The organism is Bacillus sp. FSL R5-0560, from assembly GCF_037966305.1.
Taxonomy (GTDB): Bacteria; Bacillota; Bacilli; order Bacillales; family Bacillaceae; genus Bacillus; species Bacillus mojavensis.
Window position 1 is genome coordinate 3,069,661 of the sequence record NZ_CP150195.1, and the last position, 19,279, is coordinate 3,088,939.

The 19,279-nt window shown below is 42.6% G+C and carries 20 protein-coding genes; 4 read left to right on the forward strand and 16 right to left on the reverse strand.

The annotated features are described in order from the left end of the window. Positions 1 to 139 precede the first annotated feature (139 nt). Positions 140 to 886: an LMBR1 domain-containing protein gene (locus NST56_RS16175; RefSeq protein ID WP_339177764.1), complete on the forward strand. Its 747-nt coding sequence runs from the start codon at positions 140 to 142 to the stop codon at positions 884 to 886. 38 nt (positions 887 to 924) lie between these two features. Here NST56_RS16175 and NST56_RS16180 read toward each other — a convergent pair whose 3' ends face one another. From NST56_RS16180 to NST56_RS16235, 12 genes are all read right to left on the reverse strand, one after another. Then, complete coding sequence (locus tag NST56_RS16180) at positions 925 to 2,865, reverse strand: FtsX-like permease family protein (protein ID WP_339177767.1); 1,941 nt, start codon at positions 2,863 to 2,865, stop codon at positions 925 to 927. Continuing rightward, the gene (gene bceA / locus NST56_RS16185; RefSeq protein WP_168748575.1) at positions 2,855 to 3,616 is read right to left on the reverse strand and encodes a bacitracin ABC transporter ATP-binding protein BceA; all 762 of its coding nucleotides are present in this window, start codon (positions 3,614 to 3,616) and stop codon (positions 2,855 to 2,857) included. Before bceA ends, NST56_RS16180 begins: the two co-directional genes overlap by 11 nt. A 101-nt stretch (positions 3,617 to 3,717) precedes the next feature. Further along, the gene (locus tag NST56_RS16190) at positions 3,718 to 4,722 is read right to left on the reverse strand and encodes a sensor histidine kinase (RefSeq protein WP_010331561.1); all 1,005 of its coding nucleotides are present in this window, start codon (positions 4,720 to 4,722) and stop codon (positions 3,718 to 3,720) included. Then, a complete protein-coding gene (locus tag NST56_RS16195) occupies positions 4,715 to 5,410 on the reverse strand; it encodes a response regulator transcription factor (RefSeq protein WP_010331562.1) in 696 nt (231 codons plus the stop codon). The genes NST56_RS16190 and NST56_RS16195 overlap by 8 nt, the downstream gene beginning before the upstream one ends. A 101-nt stretch (positions 5,411 to 5,511) precedes the next feature. After that, a complete protein-coding gene (gene ytrF / locus NST56_RS16200; RefSeq protein WP_339177771.1) occupies positions 5,512 to 6,822 on the reverse strand; it encodes an ABC transporter permease YtrF in 1,311 nt (436 codons plus the stop codon). Further along, on the reverse strand, positions 6,812 to 7,507 hold the full coding sequence (gene ytrE, locus NST56_RS16205) for an ABC transporter ATP-binding protein YtrE (protein WP_339177773.1): 696 nt from the start codon (positions 7,505 to 7,507) through the stop codon (positions 6,812 to 6,814). Before ytrE ends, ytrF begins: the two co-directional genes overlap by 11 nt. A 14-nt stretch (positions 7,508 to 7,521) precedes the next feature. Next, on the reverse strand, positions 7,522 to 8,502 hold the full coding sequence (gene ytrD, locus NST56_RS16210; protein ID WP_010331565.1) for an ABC transporter permease YtrD: 981 nt from the start codon (positions 8,500 to 8,502) through the stop codon (positions 7,522 to 7,524). A 31-nt stretch (positions 8,503 to 8,533) separates the two neighbouring features. Beyond that, complete coding sequence (locus NST56_RS16215) at positions 8,534 to 9,520, reverse strand: ABC transporter permease subunit (RefSeq protein WP_010331566.1); 987 nt, start codon at positions 9,518 to 9,520, stop codon at positions 8,534 to 8,536. Then, complete coding sequence (gene ytrB / locus NST56_RS16220; protein ID WP_010331567.1) at positions 9,514 to 10,392, reverse strand: ABC transporter ATP-binding protein YtrB; 879 nt, start codon at positions 10,390 to 10,392, stop codon at positions 9,514 to 9,516. The genes NST56_RS16215 and ytrB overlap by 7 nt, the downstream gene beginning before the upstream one ends. Then, complete coding sequence (gene ytrA, locus NST56_RS16225) at positions 10,385 to 10,777, reverse strand: GntR family transcriptional regulator YtrA (protein WP_168748581.1); 393 nt, start codon at positions 10,775 to 10,777, stop codon at positions 10,385 to 10,387. Before ytrA ends, ytrB begins: the two co-directional genes overlap by 8 nt. Before the next feature lie 33 nt (positions 10,778 to 10,810). Continuing rightward, positions 10,811 to 10,948: a hypothetical protein gene (locus NST56_RS16230; protein ID WP_010331569.1), complete on the reverse strand. Its 138-nt coding sequence runs from the start codon at positions 10,946 to 10,948 to the stop codon at positions 10,811 to 10,813. 153 nt (positions 10,949 to 11,101) lie between these two features. Then, positions 11,102 to 11,374 carry a YtzC family protein gene (locus tag NST56_RS16235; RefSeq protein WP_010331570.1) on the reverse strand — a complete coding sequence of 91 codons (273 nt, stop codon included), beginning with the start codon at positions 11,372 to 11,374 and terminating at the stop codon, positions 11,102 to 11,104. A 161-nt stretch (positions 11,375 to 11,535) separates the two neighbouring features. Between NST56_RS16235 and NST56_RS16240 the strand changes: the two genes are divergently transcribed. Together NST56_RS16240 and NST56_RS16245 are read left to right on the forward strand one after the other, a co-directional pair. Further along, positions 11,536 to 12,504 (forward strand): TIGR01212 family radical SAM protein, encoded by a 969-nt coding sequence (locus NST56_RS16240; protein ID WP_339177781.1) that lies wholly within the window; start codon positions 11,536 to 11,538, stop codon positions 12,502 to 12,504. Then, entirely contained in the window at positions 12,501 to 13,085 is a 585-nt protein-coding gene (locus NST56_RS16245; RefSeq protein WP_010331572.1) for a class I SAM-dependent methyltransferase, read from the forward strand. Before NST56_RS16240 ends, NST56_RS16245 begins: the two co-directional genes overlap by 4 nt. On the opposite strand, the gene tbcS is transcribed toward NST56_RS16245, so the two are convergent. Both tbcS and NST56_RS16255 read right to left on the reverse strand, forming a co-directional pair. Then, complete coding sequence (gene tbcS, locus NST56_RS16250) at positions 13,075 to 14,178, reverse strand: tetraprenyl-beta-curcumene synthase (protein ID WP_268445282.1); 1,104 nt, start codon at positions 14,176 to 14,178, stop codon at positions 13,075 to 13,077. The two genes, NST56_RS16245 and tbcS, sit on opposite strands and share 11 nt — an antisense overlap. Before the next feature lie 17 nt (positions 14,179 to 14,195). Then, positions 14,196 to 14,975, reverse strand: a complete 780-nt coding sequence (locus tag NST56_RS16255; protein ID WP_168748584.1) for an alpha/beta hydrolase — start codon at positions 14,973 to 14,975, stop codon at positions 14,196 to 14,198. 50 nt (positions 14,976 to 15,025) lie between these two features. Between NST56_RS16255 and NST56_RS16260 the strand changes: the two genes are divergently transcribed. Continuing rightward, positions 15,026 to 15,541: a gamma carbonic anhydrase family protein gene (locus tag NST56_RS16260; RefSeq protein WP_339177786.1), complete on the forward strand. Its 516-nt coding sequence runs from the start codon at positions 15,026 to 15,028 to the stop codon at positions 15,539 to 15,541. A gap of 256 nt (positions 15,542 to 15,797) precedes the next feature. Here NST56_RS16260 and alaP read toward each other — a convergent pair whose 3' ends face one another. Further along, positions 15,798 to 17,189 (reverse strand): alanine permease AlaP, encoded by a 1,392-nt coding sequence (gene alaP / locus NST56_RS16265; RefSeq protein WP_339177787.1) that lies wholly within the window; start codon positions 17,187 to 17,189, stop codon positions 15,798 to 15,800. A 136-nt stretch (positions 17,190 to 17,325) separates the two neighbouring features. After that, positions 17,326 to 19,224 (reverse strand): asparagine synthase (glutamine-hydrolyzing), encoded by a 1,899-nt coding sequence (asnB, locus tag NST56_RS16270; protein WP_010331577.1) that lies wholly within the window; start codon positions 19,222 to 19,224, stop codon positions 17,326 to 17,328. Positions 19,225 to 19,279 lie beyond the last annotated feature (55 nt).

Sequence of the window (19,279 nt, forward strand, 5' to 3'; positions counted from 1 at the left end):
AAAAGGCTCCGTACGAATCCAGTTATCATAGCACATTCATTCTATCTGTCTATCTCATATTTTTCAACAGATGAGTGTGAAAAAATCTAACAAATATTACTCAAAAATTGTAAAATAAATAGAAAAAGGGGTAAATTTCATGGAAATGGCATTCGCATTCCTCGGTTTTTTTGCATTTCTCTTTTCACTTGGCTATGGAGTATACCATCTCGTCAGATATGTGCTGAAAAAGGAAAAACGATTCTCTAAAAAACTCTTTTGGCCGCTTTTCATTGGAGGCCTCATTCTGCTCTTCACCGGAGCAGCTTTGTCAGAACCTTACGCTGCCACAGCAAATGCTGATAAAAAATATTCAGCTCTAAACACTGAATATAAAAGTCTTAAAAAAGAGCATGAAGCACTTGAGAAAGAGTATGAAGCCATCAGCTCTGAAGCAAAGAAACTGAAAGACAATACAAAAGATCAAGACAAGCTCAAGCAACTGGAGAAAGAAAATAGTGAATTAAAAAAGACTCAGAAATCATTAAAAGCAGAAAATAAAGAACTTCAAGAAAAACAAAAACAGCTCAAAGAAGATACCAAAACAGCAAAGGCTGAAAATGAAACCCTTCAACAAGATAAAACAAAACTTGAAAAGCAATTAAAAGAGGCACAAAACCGAACAGCCAGCACGAAAGAAAACAGCGAACATTCTTCAACCAGCACGAATAAAAGCAACGAAACCAGCTCAGCTGATACAGCAGAAGGCTGTCTTATCAAAGGCAGCAAAAACGGCATCTATCATACGCCGGGCAGTACATACTATGACCGGACGACAGACCCTGCTGACATGTTTTGTTCAGTGGAAGAGGCTGAGGCAGCCGGGTATCGGGCGCCGAAACGATAAACAGTAAAAGCTCCAGTTTCTCTGGAGCTTTTACTGTTTTACAATGCCGACTTAATCACCTTTTTATAATAAAGAACCGACAGAATACCGAAAATAGAATAGAGTGCAGTATATAACACCATCACCATAATCATCGGCGACCATACCTCTGATCCGAATAAGAACCAGCCGGATTGAACGGCAAAGTAACTGTGAAAGAGGCCGATCACCAATGGAATGCCGAAGTTATACATTTGTTTGATGCGTATCCCCTTCAGCAGGTCTCCCTGTGTAAAACCGAGTTTTCTTAGGATGGTATAGTTCGGTTTTTCTTCTTCACTTTCACCCATTTGTTTAAAGTAAAGGATACACCCTGAGGTGATGAGAAATGTTAATCCTAAGAAACCAACGATGAACATGACCATACCAAAAAGAGATTTTTGCGCAATACTTGTATCCAGCCTTGATAAATGTAGATCTTTCTTGTTCACCTTTTGAAAAAGCTCATTTGCTTTTTCAAGCTGATCTCCATGTTTCATATTGATGCCGATAAATTCAGATTGCGCCAGCTGAATGCGAGGGTCTTTATCTTTGTTCAGCTGTTTAAACAGGTTGTCATCTACTATGACTGCAGGCATTCCCCCGCTTGTAAACGTGTAGGATACAAGAAACTCTTCTCTTAATCCTTTATAGTGTAATGATTGTGTCTCATGCTTGCTTTTGACTTTAATGCTGCCGGAGTCTTTTAAAACCATTATTCTTTGCAGCAAGTCGGTGTAGCCTGAGAAAACCGCTTCCCCAGCCGCCACATCCACGCCTTTTACATCTTTATCGCTAACAACAGCGAGTTGTGTGTTGGCGGGATCGCTCTGCATCTCTTTCGAAGTTCCATCCATGATATTTGTGAGATCAAAAGACGATTGCAGGACAGGCATTTCTTTTTTGACGTACGACATGTCATTTTCACTCAAACTGCTTTCAAATCGTTTGGCATCTTTCTCATTCATGAATGAAAAATCCGCCGCTACATTTTGTTCAGCAGTTTTTTCTGCCGAGTAATACGAAATATAAGCAAGGGATAACAGCCCGATGGCGAGCGCTGAAACGGTTGTGATAATCGTCAGCAGCAACGCGTTCGATTTCATTCTGAACATAATTGATGACAGTGACAGAACCTCTGAGATATTCAAGTAGCCGCCCTTGCTTTTCCGAATGATGTTCGAGATAAACGTAACCGATCCTTTATAAAAGAGAAATGTCCCGATAATGACGGAACCTAAGATAAGACTCATTGCGAAAAACAGTTCGTTTATGGTCTTGAATTTTCCGCTAAACAGCTCAGAAGACACGTAGTATCCCGTTAAAATCAACACGATGCCCAACGCACCAATCAGCATCTGGAAAAAAGAGATTCTCTTCACTTTATCCTCAGTGGAAGACGTTACGTTAAACAAAGATAAAATGCTTTGTTTTTTGATAAACGTATAATTCATGATCATAATCAAAAGATAAATGCCGCAGAACACAATGATTGTTTGCACCAAGGCTTGCCCAGAAAAATGCAGTTTCGCATCAGCTTTGACATCTACGATTTTGAACAAGATCATGAGCACAAGCTTTGATATTGAAAATCCGGCAAAAACCCCGATGGCTAACGAGCCGAAATACAGCATGATATTTTCCGCACTTAAGATACGAAAGATCTTGTGCTTTGTCATTCCGATTAGTTGAAACAGCCCGATCTCTTTACTCCGTCTTTTAATAAAAATGGTATTGGCATACAAAATAAAGATTGATACAACAGCCACAAGCAAAATTGAAGCGGTTTTAATAGCCGCGGCGCCTTTAATAGAAGCTTTTACTTCATTAATGGACGGGTCATATTGGAGTGTGACAAATGCGAAATAAAGCGCCACACTAAAGATTAAGGCAAACACATAGAGGTAATAATTCCTGATATTCTTTTTCAGATTTCGCAGAATGAGCTGATTAATGTTCATGCTGCACCCCGCCTAACACGCCTTGTGTTTTCATGATATCCTGGAAAAACGTCTGCCTGTCTTGGCCCCCTTTATTCAGCTGCGTATACATCAAACCATCCTTAATAAAAATGACTCTGCCGCAGTAACTCGCTGCAACGGGATCATGGGTAACCATAATAATTGTGGCGCTGCGTTTTTGATTGAGCTGGCTCAGTTTATTTAATAAATCAGAGGCTGATTTCGAATCGAGCGCGCCAGTCGGCTCATCAGCGAAAATAATGCTCGGGTCATGAATAAACGCTCTTGCGGCGGATGTTCTCTGCTTCTGGCCGCCGGAAATTTCATTCGGGTACTTATCCCGCAATTCATAAATTCCCAATTCCTTCGCCACTTCCTCAAACTTGCGGTGTGCTTCCTTTTTTGATATTTTCGTGATCGATAACGGCAGAAGGATATTTTCTTTCACTGTTAATGTGTCTAACAAATTGTAATCCTGAAAGATAAAGCCTAAGTGCTGTTTTCTAAATTCAGCCAGCTGCTTTTCCTTCAAGGACGTCATTTCGTTTCCGTTAATGTTGATCGTTCCGTGACTGACCTTATCTATCGAGGACAGAACGTTAAGCAAAGTGGTTTTGCCCGACCCTGAGGCACCCATAATGCTGACGAATTCGCCCTTTTCAATGTGAATATCGATGCCCTTCAGCACTTCCTGTTTATTCAGCTTGTTACCATAGCTTTTTCGAATTTTATTTGCTTCTAAAATCATCATGTCCGTAGTCTCCTTTATATTGGATACTGTTATTATAAAAAGGATCGACGGGCTTTTCCTTCGATTAGGCGAATAAAAAAGAAAAGCATGTGACATTTTCGTCACACGCTAATGACACGTTCGAATTGATTTCGTTTCGGAAAGGTTAAGGTAAAGGTTGTTCCAGCTCCAAGCTCTGAATGCACATCGATATCGATCAGCAACGGTTCTGCGGCTCTCTTTGCCAGATACAGCCCCATGCCCGTAGAAGATTGATTATGATGATCGGTTGTAGATGTAAACCCTTTTTCAAAAATTCGTGAGACGTCTTTCCTGTCAATGCCCCTTCCAAAATCTTTTACCTCAAGAACCTTCCGCTCGTCTTTCTCATAGCTGTTGATCACAATATCAGCTGCTTCACTGTATTTTACGGCGTTGGTCAGCAGCTGCCTGATGATAAAAGCCAGCCATTTCGCATCGCTCAAGACTTTCTCTGCCTCCAGCTGAATATCAAACCCGATTCCTTTCTGTATACACCACGATTGCAAGTCTCTGATCTCTTTGATAATCAAGGGCTTAAGCTTGATCATCTCTAAAGACAGATCATTTTCGATAAAGGACATGCGCTTTTGATGAAGCTGCTGATCAAGAAGCAGATGGATGCGCAGCCACTCATACGATAGCTGGGCTTTTAATGAAGGGTCTTCCATCCGATCGATGATTAAATGCAGCGCTGTTAATGGTGTTTTGACCTCATGTATCCACGCCATCAGTTCATCTTTTTCGTTTTCTAATGCCATGCGATTCCGCAATGCAGAGTGCTTCAAATGTTCTGTTTGTCCGGAGATGCTTTTTTCAATCAACTCTTCAAACGGCGTCTCCGGTTCACTTATGGCTGTGACATCAAGATTATTTTCCCATTCTTCGAGGCTTTTAAAGAATGCGGTTTCTTTCCGAAAACGGATGATAACAAACACAACAAAGATCAGGACACACAAATAAACAATATAAAGAACATTTTTAAATGGAATAGACGGATCGACAAAGGCAATCAACAAAATCAGAATTTGCTGCAGCAAAAATGCGGCAATCCAGCTTCGTCTTTCGATCAGGAATGCTTTAATCATAGAAATGATCCTCTTCCTTCGCCATGTAGCCTTGGCCGACCTTCGTCTCGATATATGTTCCAAGCTGCAATTCGTCCAATTTTTTCCGCAGGCGGTTGACATTGACGGTCAGCGTATTATCGCTGACAAAGCGCTCATCGTTCCACAGGCTTCTGATTAACTCATCGCGGCTGACAATCTTGTTTTTTTGTTCAATTAAGTGTTTTAAAATAAACATTTCATTTTTAGTCAGTTCAATAGAGCCTTTGTCATTGCTGACGAGGTTCTGCTCCGCGTCTACAGCAGCCCCGCACCATGTTTTCAGCGTGCCGGGCTCCGTATTATAGTGGTATACACGCCGGAAAATGGCTTGGATTTTCGCAATCAGCACATCAAAATGAAACGGCTTTTGAATAAAGTCATCCGCTCCCAGCTGCATCGACATGACCATATCAGCAGGGTGGTCACGGGAGGATAAAAAGAGAATCGGAACATTTGACCGGGAACGGATCAGCCGGCACCAATGAAACCCGTCAAATTTAGGGAGCTGAACATCAATAATGACGCAATCGGGTTTGATTGACGCAAATTCCTGCATCACTTGGCTGAAATCCTGAATGCCGTATACATCATAGGACCATCCCGTTAAACGCTCCTTGATTTCATGAAACAGCGATTTATCATCTTCTATCAGCAAAAGTTTAAACAATGGACTCACCGCACTTTTTCCTTTTTTTTATGTCAAGTGTATAGCAAATCTTGTTGATGCGCTATACAGAAAAGCCGGCTGGTTCAGCCGGCTTTTCTTGATTACAACTCTCTTCTTAATGCTGTCAGCACGTTGGTTTTTGTTGCTTTTCGGGCTGGGTTCATACCCGAGATCACAGCGACACCGCCGCAAATCACAACCGCAATGATGACAAGGCTGAGCGGAATATAAGAAAACGTATAATTCAGATCGCCCGCTTCGCCTCCGCTTGTCGCCGCGAGAATCATCGGAACGGCCAGATTGACAAGGTAACTCACGCCGTAAGAAATGATAATCCCGATCACACAGCCTAAAATTCCGATATACGCACTTTCCATCAAGAACATTCGGCGAATGATAGACGGACTTGCCCCAATGGCTTTCATAATGCCGATCTCCTGCGTTCTTTCTGTAACCGCCATCGTCATCGTGTTAAATATTCCAATGGCTGAAATGATAACCGCGATACATCCGACAAAGATCAGGCCGATTTTAAAGACCATGAAGAACGTGTTGGCTCCTTCAAGCTCGGTAGTAACTGATGTGACATAGTATCCGTCATCTGTTAGATCATTTGTCAGCTGTTCCACATTCTCAAATTTATCAGCATAAACGCCAACATTTTTTTCAACATTCCCGCCCTTGAAGTCCAAAAATTCCGAAAAGTCCTTCTTGAACTGGTCACTAAGGAAGATGTTTGAATCCTCCATCCAATCTTGAGATGGTTTTTTTGTAATACCGACAATTTTAAAGTCATATGTTTTTGTTTTCGTAACATCCCCTGTTTTAGGGTCTGTTTTTGATACACTTAATTCAATCGTTTTGTTCAGGATGTCTTTCGTATAACCCTTTGGTTCTTCTATATCCTCGGGGTTTCCATTTGCTTCCTCGATTTTTTTGTTATATTCTTCAGATTCTTTTTTCGTCAATAATCTCTTTGCAAAGTCGTATCCTACTACGATTTCATTTTCCGACTTTGCGACTCTTCCTTTTTCTAATTCCATATTTGCTTTTAATTCATCGTTCATATTGGTAAAGATGAGATTAGAGCTTTCATTTGTGCGATTTCCTAAAGTTGCTTTGTTTGGTTCATACACTTGCGTTCGTTCTACAACTGACCTTACATGATCATACTTCTCTAAATCAGCTTTATTAATAGGCTTATCCCCTTCCTTGCCCATTACACTGACTTTAGTCACAATTTGCTGGCTCATTGTCATATCTGTGATTGTCTTTTGAATCCCGAATCCAACCGACGACAGCACAACTAAAAACGCACACGCCATTGTTGTCGCAAGAATGGTCATAAAGACGCGGAGCCTGTTTTTCTTCATATTTCTTCTGATAAAATGAACCTGATCCTTAAATCTCAACGGTAATACCTCCTTTTAACACACCGTCATGCAGCTGGAATTTTGAGTGTCCGATTGAAGCTACTTCATCATCATGGGTAATAATCACAAATGTAATGCCCCGCTCACGGTTCAGCTGCTGAATCAATTCAAGCACTTCCTGTTCCGTTTCTGAATCAAGGCTTCCCGTCGGCTCATCCGCTAAAATAATCGACGGATTTAAAATCAGCGCTCTCGCAATGCTGACACGCTGCTGCTGTCCGCCCGACAGTTCATTAGGATAGTGAGCAGCATGGTTTTCAAGACCGACGCGTTTCAGCATATCCTGTACCTTTTTCTTGCGCTCTGACGGCTTGATCCCTTTTAACGCCAGCGGCATTTCCACATTTTCATACGTCGTTAAGCCCGGGATGAGCTGAAAGCTTTGAAATATAAACCCAAAGTGTTCAAGGCGGAACGTAGCCCATTCCTTTTCATTAAAGCCCGTGCCATCAGTTCCGTTAATCACAATCCGCCCCTTAGTCGGTGAGATGTAGCCTGATATTAAATTCAGAAGCGTTGATTTCCCTGACCCGCTTCGTCCGACGATACAGGCGATTTCTCCTTTCGCCACAGTCAACGAGACATCTTTTAAGACAGGCACTTCATTCTCACGGCCCTTTTTTCCGATCGTGAAAGAATGGTTAATATGCTGAACATCAATCATCTTTTCTCTCTCCCTTATAAATGTTTTTTGTTTTTTTTATAAATCGCAAAATAGCTGATAAGAAAACCAATCACGGCGCCAGCAGCCATGCCAAATATGTAGCCGGCGAAGCTTTCCGTTGCGGCAAATCCAAAATACCCGAAGCCCATGATTCCAATGATAATGACAATGACCTGTACCGGGCGGTCAAGCGGTTTCCATAAAAAGAAATATCCGTTCCGTTCATTAGACAGTTTGACAAAACTGATGTAGCCGATAATGTAAAAGATGATCGTCATGATGGCTGGAATCACTAAATAATATGGAGAATCCTCAACCCAGTTCGGCACAACGTAAGTAACCGGGAATAGATACTGCACCCATTCGGGCACAGGACCATGTATAAACTCTACTGTTCCGCCAAGAAGGATTTCCAGGTTGATAGCAGGAAGAGTCATGAGCAAAAAAGGCAAAATCGTAACAGTAGCTGAAACCAAAAGCTGTGCAAAAGTATTGCCCGTCAGAGCTCCGCCAGCCATAACCAAAGAATAAGCCAGCATGCTGACAATGATCATTCCCAAGCTGTAGTTGTGAAAATAAACGGCCTGATCAGGTTTCAAAAGCAATAGCAGCAGAACGGATAAAACATATCCTATGAATTGCGGAACCACAATCATCATTCCGCCGAGCACAAACTTTGCGTTAAATATCTGCCCGCGTGTATATGGAAGACTTAAAGTAAAATCAAACAAGCCCTTGCTTCGTTCAATCCCCAGCTGGCTGACCGCCAAAACGACTCCCCAAATCCAAAATACTGAGATAAATGTGCTGTTTAAATAATCAACGCTGAATACGCAGGGGCCGACCCAATTTTCTTTTCCAGTGACACAGCCTTGATAGATGAGATACATATTTAAAATCGATAAGGGATTACCTAGTATAAAAACCAAAATGGTGATAACTAAGGCGACTTTATTTTGTTTCCACTCCTTATAAAGCAGACCGGAATCCGGCATTTTACTTCCCTCCAAACTTTAAGCCGTTATCTTAATGTCTTACTTTTTTAAAGATGGAAAAATAACTGATCAAAAATCCTACAATTCCTCCGATAATCATTCCGATAATGTAACCCGCTATGGATTCACCAGCAGAATGCCCCACTATACCAAAACCCAGGATTCCTAACACGATGACAAGGATTTGGATAGGTCGATCTAATGTTTTCCATAAGAAAAAGTATCCATTACGCTCATTATGATGTTTTATAAAACTTTTATAACCAATGAAATAAAAGAGAATACTCATTACTGCAGGGATTAGTAATAAGTATTTACTTTCCGCCACCCAACTTGAATCCACATAAGCAATTGGGGAAAAGTCCATCAAATTATTTTCAAAATCGAAGTAATATTCAATATTAGGTAATATTTTCCAAATTTGAACCCCTGAGATAATCTCAATATTAGAAAATGGCAAAACGATAATCAAATATGGCAATACAGAAGTTGCAAAAGCTGTCAACAACTGAGCAAAAGCGTTTCCAGTTAACGTCCCAGCGGCCATTACTAATGAGTAAAACATAATGCTAGTGATCATAACACCAATGCTTCCATGTTCAAAAAAGTTTACTTGTTCAGGTTTTAAGAAAAGAATAAGCAGCCATGCTAATAAAAATCCGACTAATTGCGAAAGCACAAGGACAACTGCGCCTAGCCAAAATTTCGTTTGAAAAATTTGGCTTCTTTTATATGGAAGACCTAACAAAAAGTCCATCGTACCTCTCGAACGTTCAAGCCCAACCAAACATACTGCCAGTATAATCCCTATCACCCAATTGATTTGAATCATGCTGTCTATGTGGTAATCTACAAAAAATGCACATAGTTTTGGATCTGAATGTGCTAGGCATGACTCGTTTAAAGAATATGAGTGATAAATCGTTAAAGGATTTGCCAGCACCAAAAACACAATACTTAACAAAATCACCACTTGATTCTGCTTCCACTCTCGATAGAGGAGACCTCGGTCTACCATCTCCGCTTCCCTCCAAACTTCGCAATGAACACTTCTTCCAGGTTGACAGGAAGCTCATTCCACACTTTTGGCTTCAGCTCTCTCAAAAAGCTCTTTTTCTTCTCATCGCTTTTCGGGATCAGCACCGTATAGAACACACCGGCCTGATCGAGCATCGGAATGTTTTGCTCTCTGATGGCCAAATTGACATCTGTATCGAAGGCCATTTGAATTTTAATGTATTCTTCTTTTAACTCATCAATATCCATGACGTTGGTCAGTCTGTTATCTTCGAGAAAACCAATTCGGTTGCACATCCGTTCAATATCCTCAAGGCGATGGGAGGTGATCAGGATGCTCGTATCACGCTCAGCCACTTCATCGACCATCAGCTGCAGTACATCATGCCTTGTCACTGCATCTATTCCGTCCGTCGGCTCATCAAGAAGAATCAGCGCCGGTCTCGCCGCAAACGATAGAACGAGTGACAGCTGTTTTTTCAAGCCCGTCGACAGCTCACGGTACTTTTTCGTTTCCGGAATTTCGTATCTGTTCATCAGCTCATTCGCGTAGGTGACATCAAACTTCGGATAAATCCTTCTCAGGATGTCAACAAGCTGCTTGTATGTATACTTGTCATAAAAAGGATTTTGAACAGGCATGTAGATGATATTCTGTTTCACCTTCGGATGCTTTTTGATTTCTACGCCGTCAAACAGAATCGTTCCGCTGTCCGCGAAAATAATTTGTTGGATTAAACGGAGCATCGTCGTTTTACCCGATCCGTTCCGGCCGAGCAGCCCGAAAATTTCCCCTTTTTCAATTGTTAAAGAAACGTCTTTTAATACTTGATTGCCGTCAATCGTCTTTGACAGCTGTCTTAATTCAATCATCACTCTTACCCCCTTTCACATCAGCGCTGATTTCCTTTATCCATTCTTGCAGTTTCTCCAGCTCAACCCCCGCATAATGTGCATCGATGATGAGCTGTTTAAGTTGCTCTTTAATCATCGTCATCTTCCCTTCAACCAGTGTCGTTTTTGCATTTTCCGATATATAGGTCCCTCTGCCCCGCAGCGTTTCAATAATACCCTCTCGCTCAAGCTCTTTGTACGCTTTGCTGACAGTATTCGGATTCGCAATAATGATCGTCGCCAATTCTCTGACAGAAGGAAGCTTATCACCAGGCTTCATGATCCCTTTCAAACAAAGCTCTTTCATTTGCTGAATAATTTGTTCGTAAATGGGCGTTGAGCTTCTTGGATCGATTTGAATCATTTACTTCCCTACTTTCTATACGATCTGAACCTTTCATAAATAAAACGAATCAATTATACTTTTTTGCCATTCAAAACCGATCATCACAAGGACAAGAAAAAAAGAACAAGCGATCATAGATGCCGCGATCAGCATTGGCACGTTACGTTTGTTTTGTTTTTTATGTTTCATAACTGCCTCCCTTAAATTCAATATATAAATGACTTTTCATTAGTGTCTATAGTGTATTACTCCAATTAGTACACTTAATACAATAAATACTTTGCAGTGCAAAGTCAATCCTTTTTTACAAAAAAACGGACCCTTATCAAAAGGGTCCGTTTCTTACACATCAAGAGGGTGCTGCAAGATCATATTATTTTGCAAAGCTTGAAGCTGAAGCCTCATTCTGTACAGCTGTTCTCTCTGCTGATCATTTGATGACAGCCATAGTTTATTCAAGGCATTTACCGCATTTTCAATCTGCATTTGCGCATCGCTGTATTCTTGGTCGTTATAATGCTCTTGTTTAGAAGCGATTTTCAGCTGTTCTTCAGCATAATCATACGCCTGCATACATTGTTGGAGATGTTCATCTACTGATTGTCTTGTTGCCACAGTAACCCCTCCTCTTGGTAATGGAAACAATCCATCATCCATAGTGTAGCCTCATCAGACATGATTCAATAAAGAAATTTATGGTCGATATTCATTTGTTCTCATCTGAAATGCGTGCTACAATTTTAGGATGCAATTGTACGCAAGGAGGCACATTAATCGTGATTCAGAACAATCCTTTTCCTTATTCAAATACGGAAAAACGCTATCATACATTAAATTATCATCTCAGAGATCATTTCGGGCATAAGGTATTTAAAGTAGCGCTTGACGGCGGCTTTGACTGCCCGAACCGTGACGGCACTGTCGCTCACGGCGGCTGTACCTTTTGCAGCGCTGCGGGCTCCGGTGATTTTGCAGGAAACCGGGCCGATGATTTAATGACGCAATTCCACGACATTAAAAACCGCATGCACGAAAAATGGAAGGACGGGAAATATATCGCTTATTTCCAGGCTTTCACCAATACACATGCGCCAGTTGACGTGCTTCGAGAGAAATTCGAGTCTGTTCTCGCGCTCGACGATGTGGTCGGCCTTTCAATCGCCACACGGCCGGACTGCCTGCCGGATGACGTTGTTGAGTATTTGGCAGAACTCAATGAACGCACGTATCTTTGGGTGGAGCTCGGGCTTCAGACAGTTCACGAACGGACAGCTCTTCTGATCAATCGGGCACATGACTTTGACTGCTACGTTGAAGGTGTGAATAAGCTAAGAAAACACGGCATACGCGTCTGCTCGCATATTATTAATGGACTTCCTCTTGAAGACCGGGACATGATGATGGAAACGGCAAAAGCAGTGGCAAATTTGGACGTACAGGGTATTAAAATCCATTTGCTGCACCTGCTGAAGGGCACGCCGATGGTGAAACAATACGAAAAGGGAAAGCTGGAATTCCTCTCTCAAGACGATTATGTGCAGCTCGTCTGTGACCAGCTTGAGGTCATCCCGCCAGAAATGATCGTACACCGTATCACTGGTGACGGGCCGATTGAATTGATGATTGGGCCAATGTGGAGTGTGAACAAATGGGAAGTGCTCGGCGCTATCAATAAAGAACTTGAAAATCGCGGCAGCTACCAAGGTAAGTTCTTTCAGCGTCTCCAGGAGGAATCAGCCTTATGATTCTGAAAAAGATTCTTCCCTACAGTAAAGAGCTGCTGAAAATGGCCGCAGGGGACGGAGACATTGTTGTTGACGCCACAATGGGGAACGGGCACGACACCCTGTTTTTAGCTGAACTTGTCGGTGAAAACGGCCATGTATACGCATTTGATATACAAGAATCAGCAGTGGCCAATACGAAGGAGCGGCTCGGTGACACCTATCAAAACCGGACAACTTTATTTCATAAAAGCCATGACAAAATTGCTGAATCACTACCGCAGGAAACACACGGGAAAGTAGCGGCCGCTGTGTTTAACCTTGGCTATCTGCCAGGCGGGGACAAATCGATTACGACAAACGGCAATTCAACGATTCAAGCAATTGAACAGCTTCTCAGCATCATGAAAGATGAAGGCCTGATTGTTTTGGTCGTCTATCACGGCCATCCGGAAGGCAAAACTGAAAAAAACGACGTGCTCGACTTTTGCCGGGACTTGGATCAGCAAGCAGCCCGTGTCTTAACATACGGATTTATCAATCAGCAAAATGACCCGCCGTTTATTATTGCGATCGAAAAAAAAGCTCAAATCAGCAAATGATTTGAGCTTTTTTCTTTGAGTTTTTCATCCAGGCTATCTTTTGAAACTTTCTGTAGGCTCTGCCGTTGATATAAAAGAAAAAGGAGGTTTTTCCGCTTGCTTTGATCAGCTTCTTCGCGAGCCGGCCCATTTCCTTTTGGCCCGCCACTTTATCATCAGACAAATAGACACCCAGCAAGCCGCGGTTGATTAAGCGGTGGAAGTTTTCGTGCGGAATGCCGTGCAGATGTTCATCGGCTTTCTGAATAAAGTGCTGCAGCCGATTCATCATTTCTTCATGCGACTGATAATACGAGCAGAAATTCAAATCCCCTTCAAGCAAGTCCTCCTCCTGGTCAATCAAATAATCAAGCAGAATATGAAGACCTTGTATGTAAGGAAAATAACTGTTGCGGATTTTTTTTGCGGTGCTTTCAGTAAAATCAGGCTGAAACGAATATGCGACAAGACAGAAAATGCCCAGCGTGGAGCCTGCACAAGCTGAGAATTCATACCATTCCATCTCAGGAAGCTCTGATTCATATTGGGTAAACCACTTTTCAAGGCGCGGGACGCGCTCATGCTCTACAACGTGCTTATGCACCTGCAAATCGCAATAATAGCCGCAAAGCTCAAGCAGATAAGGTTTAATCATGTCGTAGTGTTCAATAGACCCAAGGACACGCTGGCACGTTTTCACCAATTCCTGCAAATATCCGCCGTCATCCTGCTCGTCCCTGAATTGATAATAATTTTGTGGTTCAGCCCCCACTGTCAATGCGTCCTGCATAGAAGTGTGAAGCATTCGGAAATCTTCCGGGTCAAGTGAGGTGCTGCGGTCGCACAAATTGTCTAGGTAGTCGCTAATCGTTTGGTATGCGATGATGAACTCAACACATTTCTGCTTATGATTCCCTGACAATAAGGCCAATATGCCGCCGCCTTCACAGTGAAACGTTTTATCTCGAATACTTGCGGTTGCCTGTGCTTTTAATTCACTGTTCTTAATTGCTTCTGATTTTTGCTTCCATATGTTCAGTTCTTGATGAACGAGCGGAAAAATTTCACGATATACTTTGGCCATCAGTCCAAAAGGATGTTCCGGTACTGTCAACACATGCACCCCCCAGTTCAAATATATTGATCAGTAAATGCTCTTGCGGCTTTAAAAACGTCTTCTCTTTCCGGTTCATTAAATATTTCATGATAAAGCCCTTCCCATTCCCTATATGACTTATTGTGGGAAGCAACCCCTGAAAACCACTTGATGACCTTCGTTTTGTCGACCAGCTTGTCATCTCCGGCCTGCATGACTAGAAGCGGCACCCTTAGAAAAGCCTCTGTCGGCACCATGGCAGACTCGATAGTTTTTAACAGCTCTCTGTACCATCTGACAGAAACCTTCGTGACAAAAAGAGGATCGTTCTGGCCTGCTTCGATGACATCTTCATTCCGTGTCGCCATATCAATCGATAATCCTGAATCAACTTTAAGCGACGGAGCGATGACATTCAGCCCCTTTGATGCAAGGTCAAGCACTTTATTGACTTTAATTTGCAGCCCGAGACACGGTGATGATAAAATAATTCCCGTAATGCGGGGGTTTCTCTGCTGTTTAAACCATTCAATCGCGATCAGGCCGCCCATGCTGTGGCCGAGAAGAAAAACAGGCAGTTCAAAGGTTCGCGCTTTATCGATCCAAGTATCTACTTCATCAATGTATTCTTGAAATGAGTGAATATGACCCCTGGCCCGGGTGGTTGTCCCTTGTCCCGGCAGATCACCCATTACAACGTGATAACCCGAAGATCTCCACATTTCACTCAGCCATTTATACCGTCCATGATGTTCACTTGCCCCGTGGATTATAACAATCACTGCCACAGGTCTGTCTGCTTTCCAGGTCCACATGCGGTTCACCTCATACAAAAATTAAATAGAGAAAGAAGGATGAAAGATATATGATTTACCCTTATAAGGAATACACGCCAAAAATCCACCCAACGGCTTTTGTAGCCGATAATGCAACAATTACCGGTGATGTGGTCATCGGAGAACAATCCAGCATTTGGTTCTCAGTGGTCATAAGAGGAGATGTAGCCCCGACCAGAATCGGTAACAGAGTCAATATCCAAGATTTAAGCTGCCTCCATCAAAGCCCGAACCGGACGCTTTTCATTGAAGATGACGCCACGATAGGCCATCAGGTTACACTCCATAGCGCCGTGATCCGCAAGAACGCCTTAATCGGCATGGGTTCAATCATCTTAGATGGAGCCGAAATCGGTGAAGGCGCCTTTATCGGTGCCGGCAGTCTTGTTCCACCGGGAAAAATCATTCCGCCACGCCATCTTGCCTTCGGCCGCCCGGCAAAAGTCATCCGCCCTTTGACGGATGAAGACCGAAAAGACATGCAAAGAATACGGTCTGAATATGTAACAAAAGGTCAATATTATAAATCACTTCAGCAAATGTAAGACCAGCTTCGTTTTACTTTACCATTTTTCAAAATATTATTTAAGCGATAACCATCGCTGACCCGAACCAAATAGCAGTTCGGGTTTTTAATTTTCCATAAAACGTTCACATATCAAAACAAACGTGTGACTTTTATCTTATCATAAAAAATGAGACGCCACTGTAAGCAGTCTCTGCAAAAAACTTATTCCTATTCTCTGCTCTCTATGAGTAGCTTTACTTAAACAAAAAAGAGCCCGCCGGGAGCTCTCTTTGTCAGCTGATCTGTTGTTCAGTTGACACAGCTGCGTTTTTCTTATGAAAGCCTTTGCCATAATAAACGGCTATCAAAATCAGAAACCAAATCGGACCGATAATAACGGCGACTCTTGTTTCCGGACTATAAGCCATCAGGATAATGACAAATGCTAAAAAGGCCAATGATAAATAGGACGTGAATGGGTAAAAAGGCATTTTATATTTTAATTGCTTTTGATCCTTTGGCTGCATGCCCTTACGATATTTGATCTGAGAAAGCAAGATGATCGCCCATGTCCAAATCGCCCCGAACGTGGCAATGCTTGTGACCCAAGTAAATACCTTCGCAGGCACAATATAGTTTAACAGCACACCGACTAATAACGCACCCGCAGAAGCCAGTACGGCCTTACCCGGAATGCCGCCTTTGGTCAGCTTACCGTATGCTTTTGGCGCCTCGCTCTGCTCCGCTAAGTTAAAGAGCATACGTCCGGTGCTGAATATGCCGCTGTTGCAAGAAGACAGCGCTGCCGTCAGAACGACAAAGTTAATGATGCCTGCCGCATATGGAATCCCCACTTTTTCAAACGTGAGTACAAAAGGGCTTCCTTGTGAGCCGATTTCCTGCCACGGATAAATGGACATGATCACAAATAAAGCACCGACGTAAAAAATCAGGATACGCCAAAATACCGTATCAATCGCTTTCGCTAATGACTTTTGCGGGTTTTTGACTTCGCCGGCCGTCACCCCTATCATCTCAATGCCTAAATACGCGAACATCACCATTTGAAGTGACAATAAAACCCCTTTTATTCCATGAGGAAAAAATCCACCGTTGCTCCATAAATTACTGATGCCTGTAGCAATGCCTCCATTGCCGACGCCTGCAATGATCATTAATAAACCGACAGCAATCATAGAAAGGATCGCGACAATTTTAATCAAAGCGAACCAAAACTCCAGCTCTCCATACGCCTTCACGGCCAGGAAATTGACACCAGTCATAATCACCAGCGCCGACAATGCCCAAATCCAATTTGGCACATCCGGAAACCAGTATCCCATATAAATTCCGACAGCGGTGATTTCCGCCATACAGGTTACAACCCATAAGAACCAGTAATTCCACCCGGTTAAGTAGCCTGCGAGCGGACCTAAGTAGTCACGTGCGTACCTGCTGAAGGAGCCCGCGACCGGCTTTTGAATGGCCATTTCCCCAAGCGCCCTCATAATAAAAAACATAACCAGACCGCTGCAGGCATATGCCACCAAAATACCTGGCCCTGCTAATTGGATAGCTGATGCGGAGCCAAGGAAGAGTCCCACTCCTATGGCAGCCCCTAAAGACATTAAAGAAATATGCCTTTCTTCAAGACCGCGATGCAATTCTTGTTTTTGTTTTTGCATGTTCCCTTCTCCCCTAGAAAAAAATATCATTAAATCATTCTTCTGAATATTTCGCACGAATGTGCAGGGTAATCAATGATGATGGAGAAATACTGGTATAATAACAAGGCTTTCGACGAATCGAAAGCCTTATCTGTTAAACAAAGATGACTTCTTTAGGCTGATGGCTCAACTCTTCAGGCATATACCGTTTTTCGATATTGATGCTGTGCCAGATCATAAAGATGAGCACTGTCCAAATTTTACGGCTGTTATCAGCCTTGTCGGCACAATGGTCTTCAAGAAGCTGAAGAACGTAATCCTTATGGATATAAGCGTCCGTTTGGCTTTCTTGAATAATGCTGCGCACCCATTCGTTCATTTCGTTTTTCAGCCAATGACGGATCGGTACAGGGAAACCGAGCTTTTTGCGGTTCAATACGTGATCCGGCACAATTCCTTCAGCAGCTTTGCGAAGGAGATACTTCGTCGTACCATTCTTTGTTTTCAATTCATCAGGAATTTTAGAAGCAACGTCAAATACGACTTTATCAAGGAACGGCACACGCAATTCCAAAGAATTCGCCATTGTCATTTTATCCGCTTTTAGCAAAATGTCGCCTCGCATCCAAGTGTGGATATCGACATACTGCATTTTGTTAATATCGCTGTATGAGCTGCTTTCTGTAAAGTAAGGCTTCGTCACATCGCGATACGAAAGGCTAGAATCATAGTGCTTCAGCAGCTGTTCCTTCACGGATTCTTCAAAGATCTTCGCGTTGCCGATATAACGCTCCGGAAGCGGAGTGCAGCCGCGCTCAAGCAGGCTCTTTCCTCTCATTCCCTCAGGCATAACCGCCGCTACGTGCAGAAGCATCTTTTTCAAGCCGGACGGAATGCGTTCAAACGGTTTAAGAGAAAGCGGTTCACGGTAGATGTTGTATCCGCCAAATAGCTCGTCCGCACCTTCGCCAGATAACGCAACTGTTACGTGTTTTTTCGCTTCTTTCGCCACGAAATACAATGGAATCGCAGCCGGGTCTGCAAGCGGATCATCAAAGTGCCATACGATTTTAGGAAGCTCGTTCATATATTCTTCCGGAGAAATGACTTTGCTGATATTTTCAATGCCCAGTGCAGCGGCAGTTTCTTTCGCTACATCAACTTCACTGAAGCCCTGCTGTTCAAATCCGACTGAAAATGTTTTTAAGCTTGGATGAAATTCTTTCGCAACGGATACAATAAACGAAGAATCGATTCCGCCTGAAAGGAATGAACCGACAGGCACATCACTTCTCATATGAACTTTTACAGAGTCATAGATAGCGTCTCTGACTTCTTTGACAAGTTTATCTTCTTCCGTCTGAACAGGCTGGAAACGCGCCTTGAAATACGTTTTGAATGTGATATCGCCGTCAGGGCGGATTGTAAACTGAGAACCCGGCTCTACTTTTTTCACATCAATATCAAGCGTGCTTGGCTCAGGAACGAATTGGAAAGACATATACTGCTGTAATGCTTCTTTATCTATTTCAATATCATTTTGAGCTGCCATTAAACTTTTTCTCTCTGAGGCAAAATAAACCTGATCATTGATCGTTGTGTAATACAACGGCTTAATGCCGAATGGATCTCTTGCTCCATAAAGCACATGATCGTTTTTATTCCAAATCAGAAAGGCAAACATGCCGCGCAGCTTGGAAGCCGCTTCTTCTTTATAGTGACGGTAAGTCGCAAGAAGAACCTCTGTGTCCGAATCTGTGTTGAAAGTATAGCCCTTTGCTTCAAGCTCTTCTCTCAGTTCGATATAGTTATAGATTTCCCCGTTAAAAATAATCCAATATTTCTCATCTTCATATGATAAAGGCTGTCCGCCATTTTCCACATCAATAATGCTGAGCCGTCTGAATCCGAATCCAACGTGCTCATCATGGTAATATCCATCACTGTCAGGACCGCGGTGAACGATCATTTGGTTCATTTGTTTGATTAGTTCTTCTTGATCAGCGGTTTGAGTTAACGGATGCTTGTTAAAAACCCCGACAAATCCACACATAGTATTGCCTCCATATTTAAAATTGTCATCATTGAACCCCTATTTATAGACGCTG

Excerpts from the sequence above, each read along its gene's own strand:
- ytrD (WP_010331565.1), bottom strand. The coding sequence starts at position 8,502 with ATGCCGGATTCCGGTCTGCTTTATAAGGAGTGGAAACAAAATAAAGTC.
- ytrA (WP_168748581.1), bottom strand. The coding sequence starts at position 10,777 with ATGATTCAAATCGATCCAAGAAGCTCAACGCCCATTTACGAACAAATT.
- bceA (WP_168748575.1), bottom strand. The coding sequence starts at position 3,616 with ATGATGATTTTAGAAGCAAATAAAATTCGAAAAAGCTATGGTAACAAG.
- NST56_RS16175 (WP_339177764.1), top strand. The coding sequence starts at position 140 with ATGGAAATGGCATTCGCATTCCTCGGTTTTTTTGCATTTCTCTTTTCA.
- ytrE (WP_339177773.1), bottom strand. The coding sequence starts at position 7,507 with ATGATTGATGTTCAGCATATTAACCATTCTTTCACGATCGGAAAAAAG.
- NST56_RS16260 (WP_339177786.1), top strand. The coding sequence starts at position 15,026 with ATGATTTACCCTTATAAGGAATACACGCCAAAAATCCACCCAACGGCT.
- NST56_RS16215 (WP_010331566.1), bottom strand. The coding sequence starts at position 9,520 with ATGGTAGACCGAGGTCTCCTCTATCGAGAGTGGAAGCAGAATCAAGTG.
- NST56_RS16255 (WP_168748584.1), bottom strand. The coding sequence starts at position 14,975 with ATGTGGACCTGGAAAGCAGACAGACCTGTGGCAGTGATTGTTATAATC.
- alaP (WP_339177787.1), bottom strand. The coding sequence starts at position 17,189 with ATGCAAAAACAAAAACAAGAATTGCATCGCGGTCTTGAAGAAAGGCAT.
- NST56_RS16180 (WP_339177767.1), bottom strand. The coding sequence starts at position 2,865 with ATGAACATTAATCAGCTCATTCTGCGAAATCTGAAAAAGAATATCAGG.
- asnB (WP_010331577.1), bottom strand. The coding sequence starts at position 19,224 with ATGTGTGGATTTGTCGGGGTTTTTAACAAGCATCCGTTAACTCAAACC.
- NST56_RS16245 (WP_010331572.1), top strand. The coding sequence starts at position 12,501 with ATGATTCTGAAAAAGATTCTTCCCTACAGTAAAGAGCTGCTGAAAATG.
- NST56_RS16190 (WP_010331561.1), bottom strand. The coding sequence starts at position 4,722 with ATGATTAAAGCATTCCTGATCGAAAGACGAAGCTGGATTGCCGCATTT.
- NST56_RS16230 (WP_010331569.1), bottom strand. The coding sequence starts at position 10,948 with ATGAAACATAAAAAACAAAACAAACGTAACGTGCCAATGCTGATCGCG.
- ytrB (WP_010331567.1), bottom strand. The coding sequence starts at position 10,392 with ATGATTGAATTAAGACAGCTGTCAAAGACGATTGACGGCAATCAAGTA.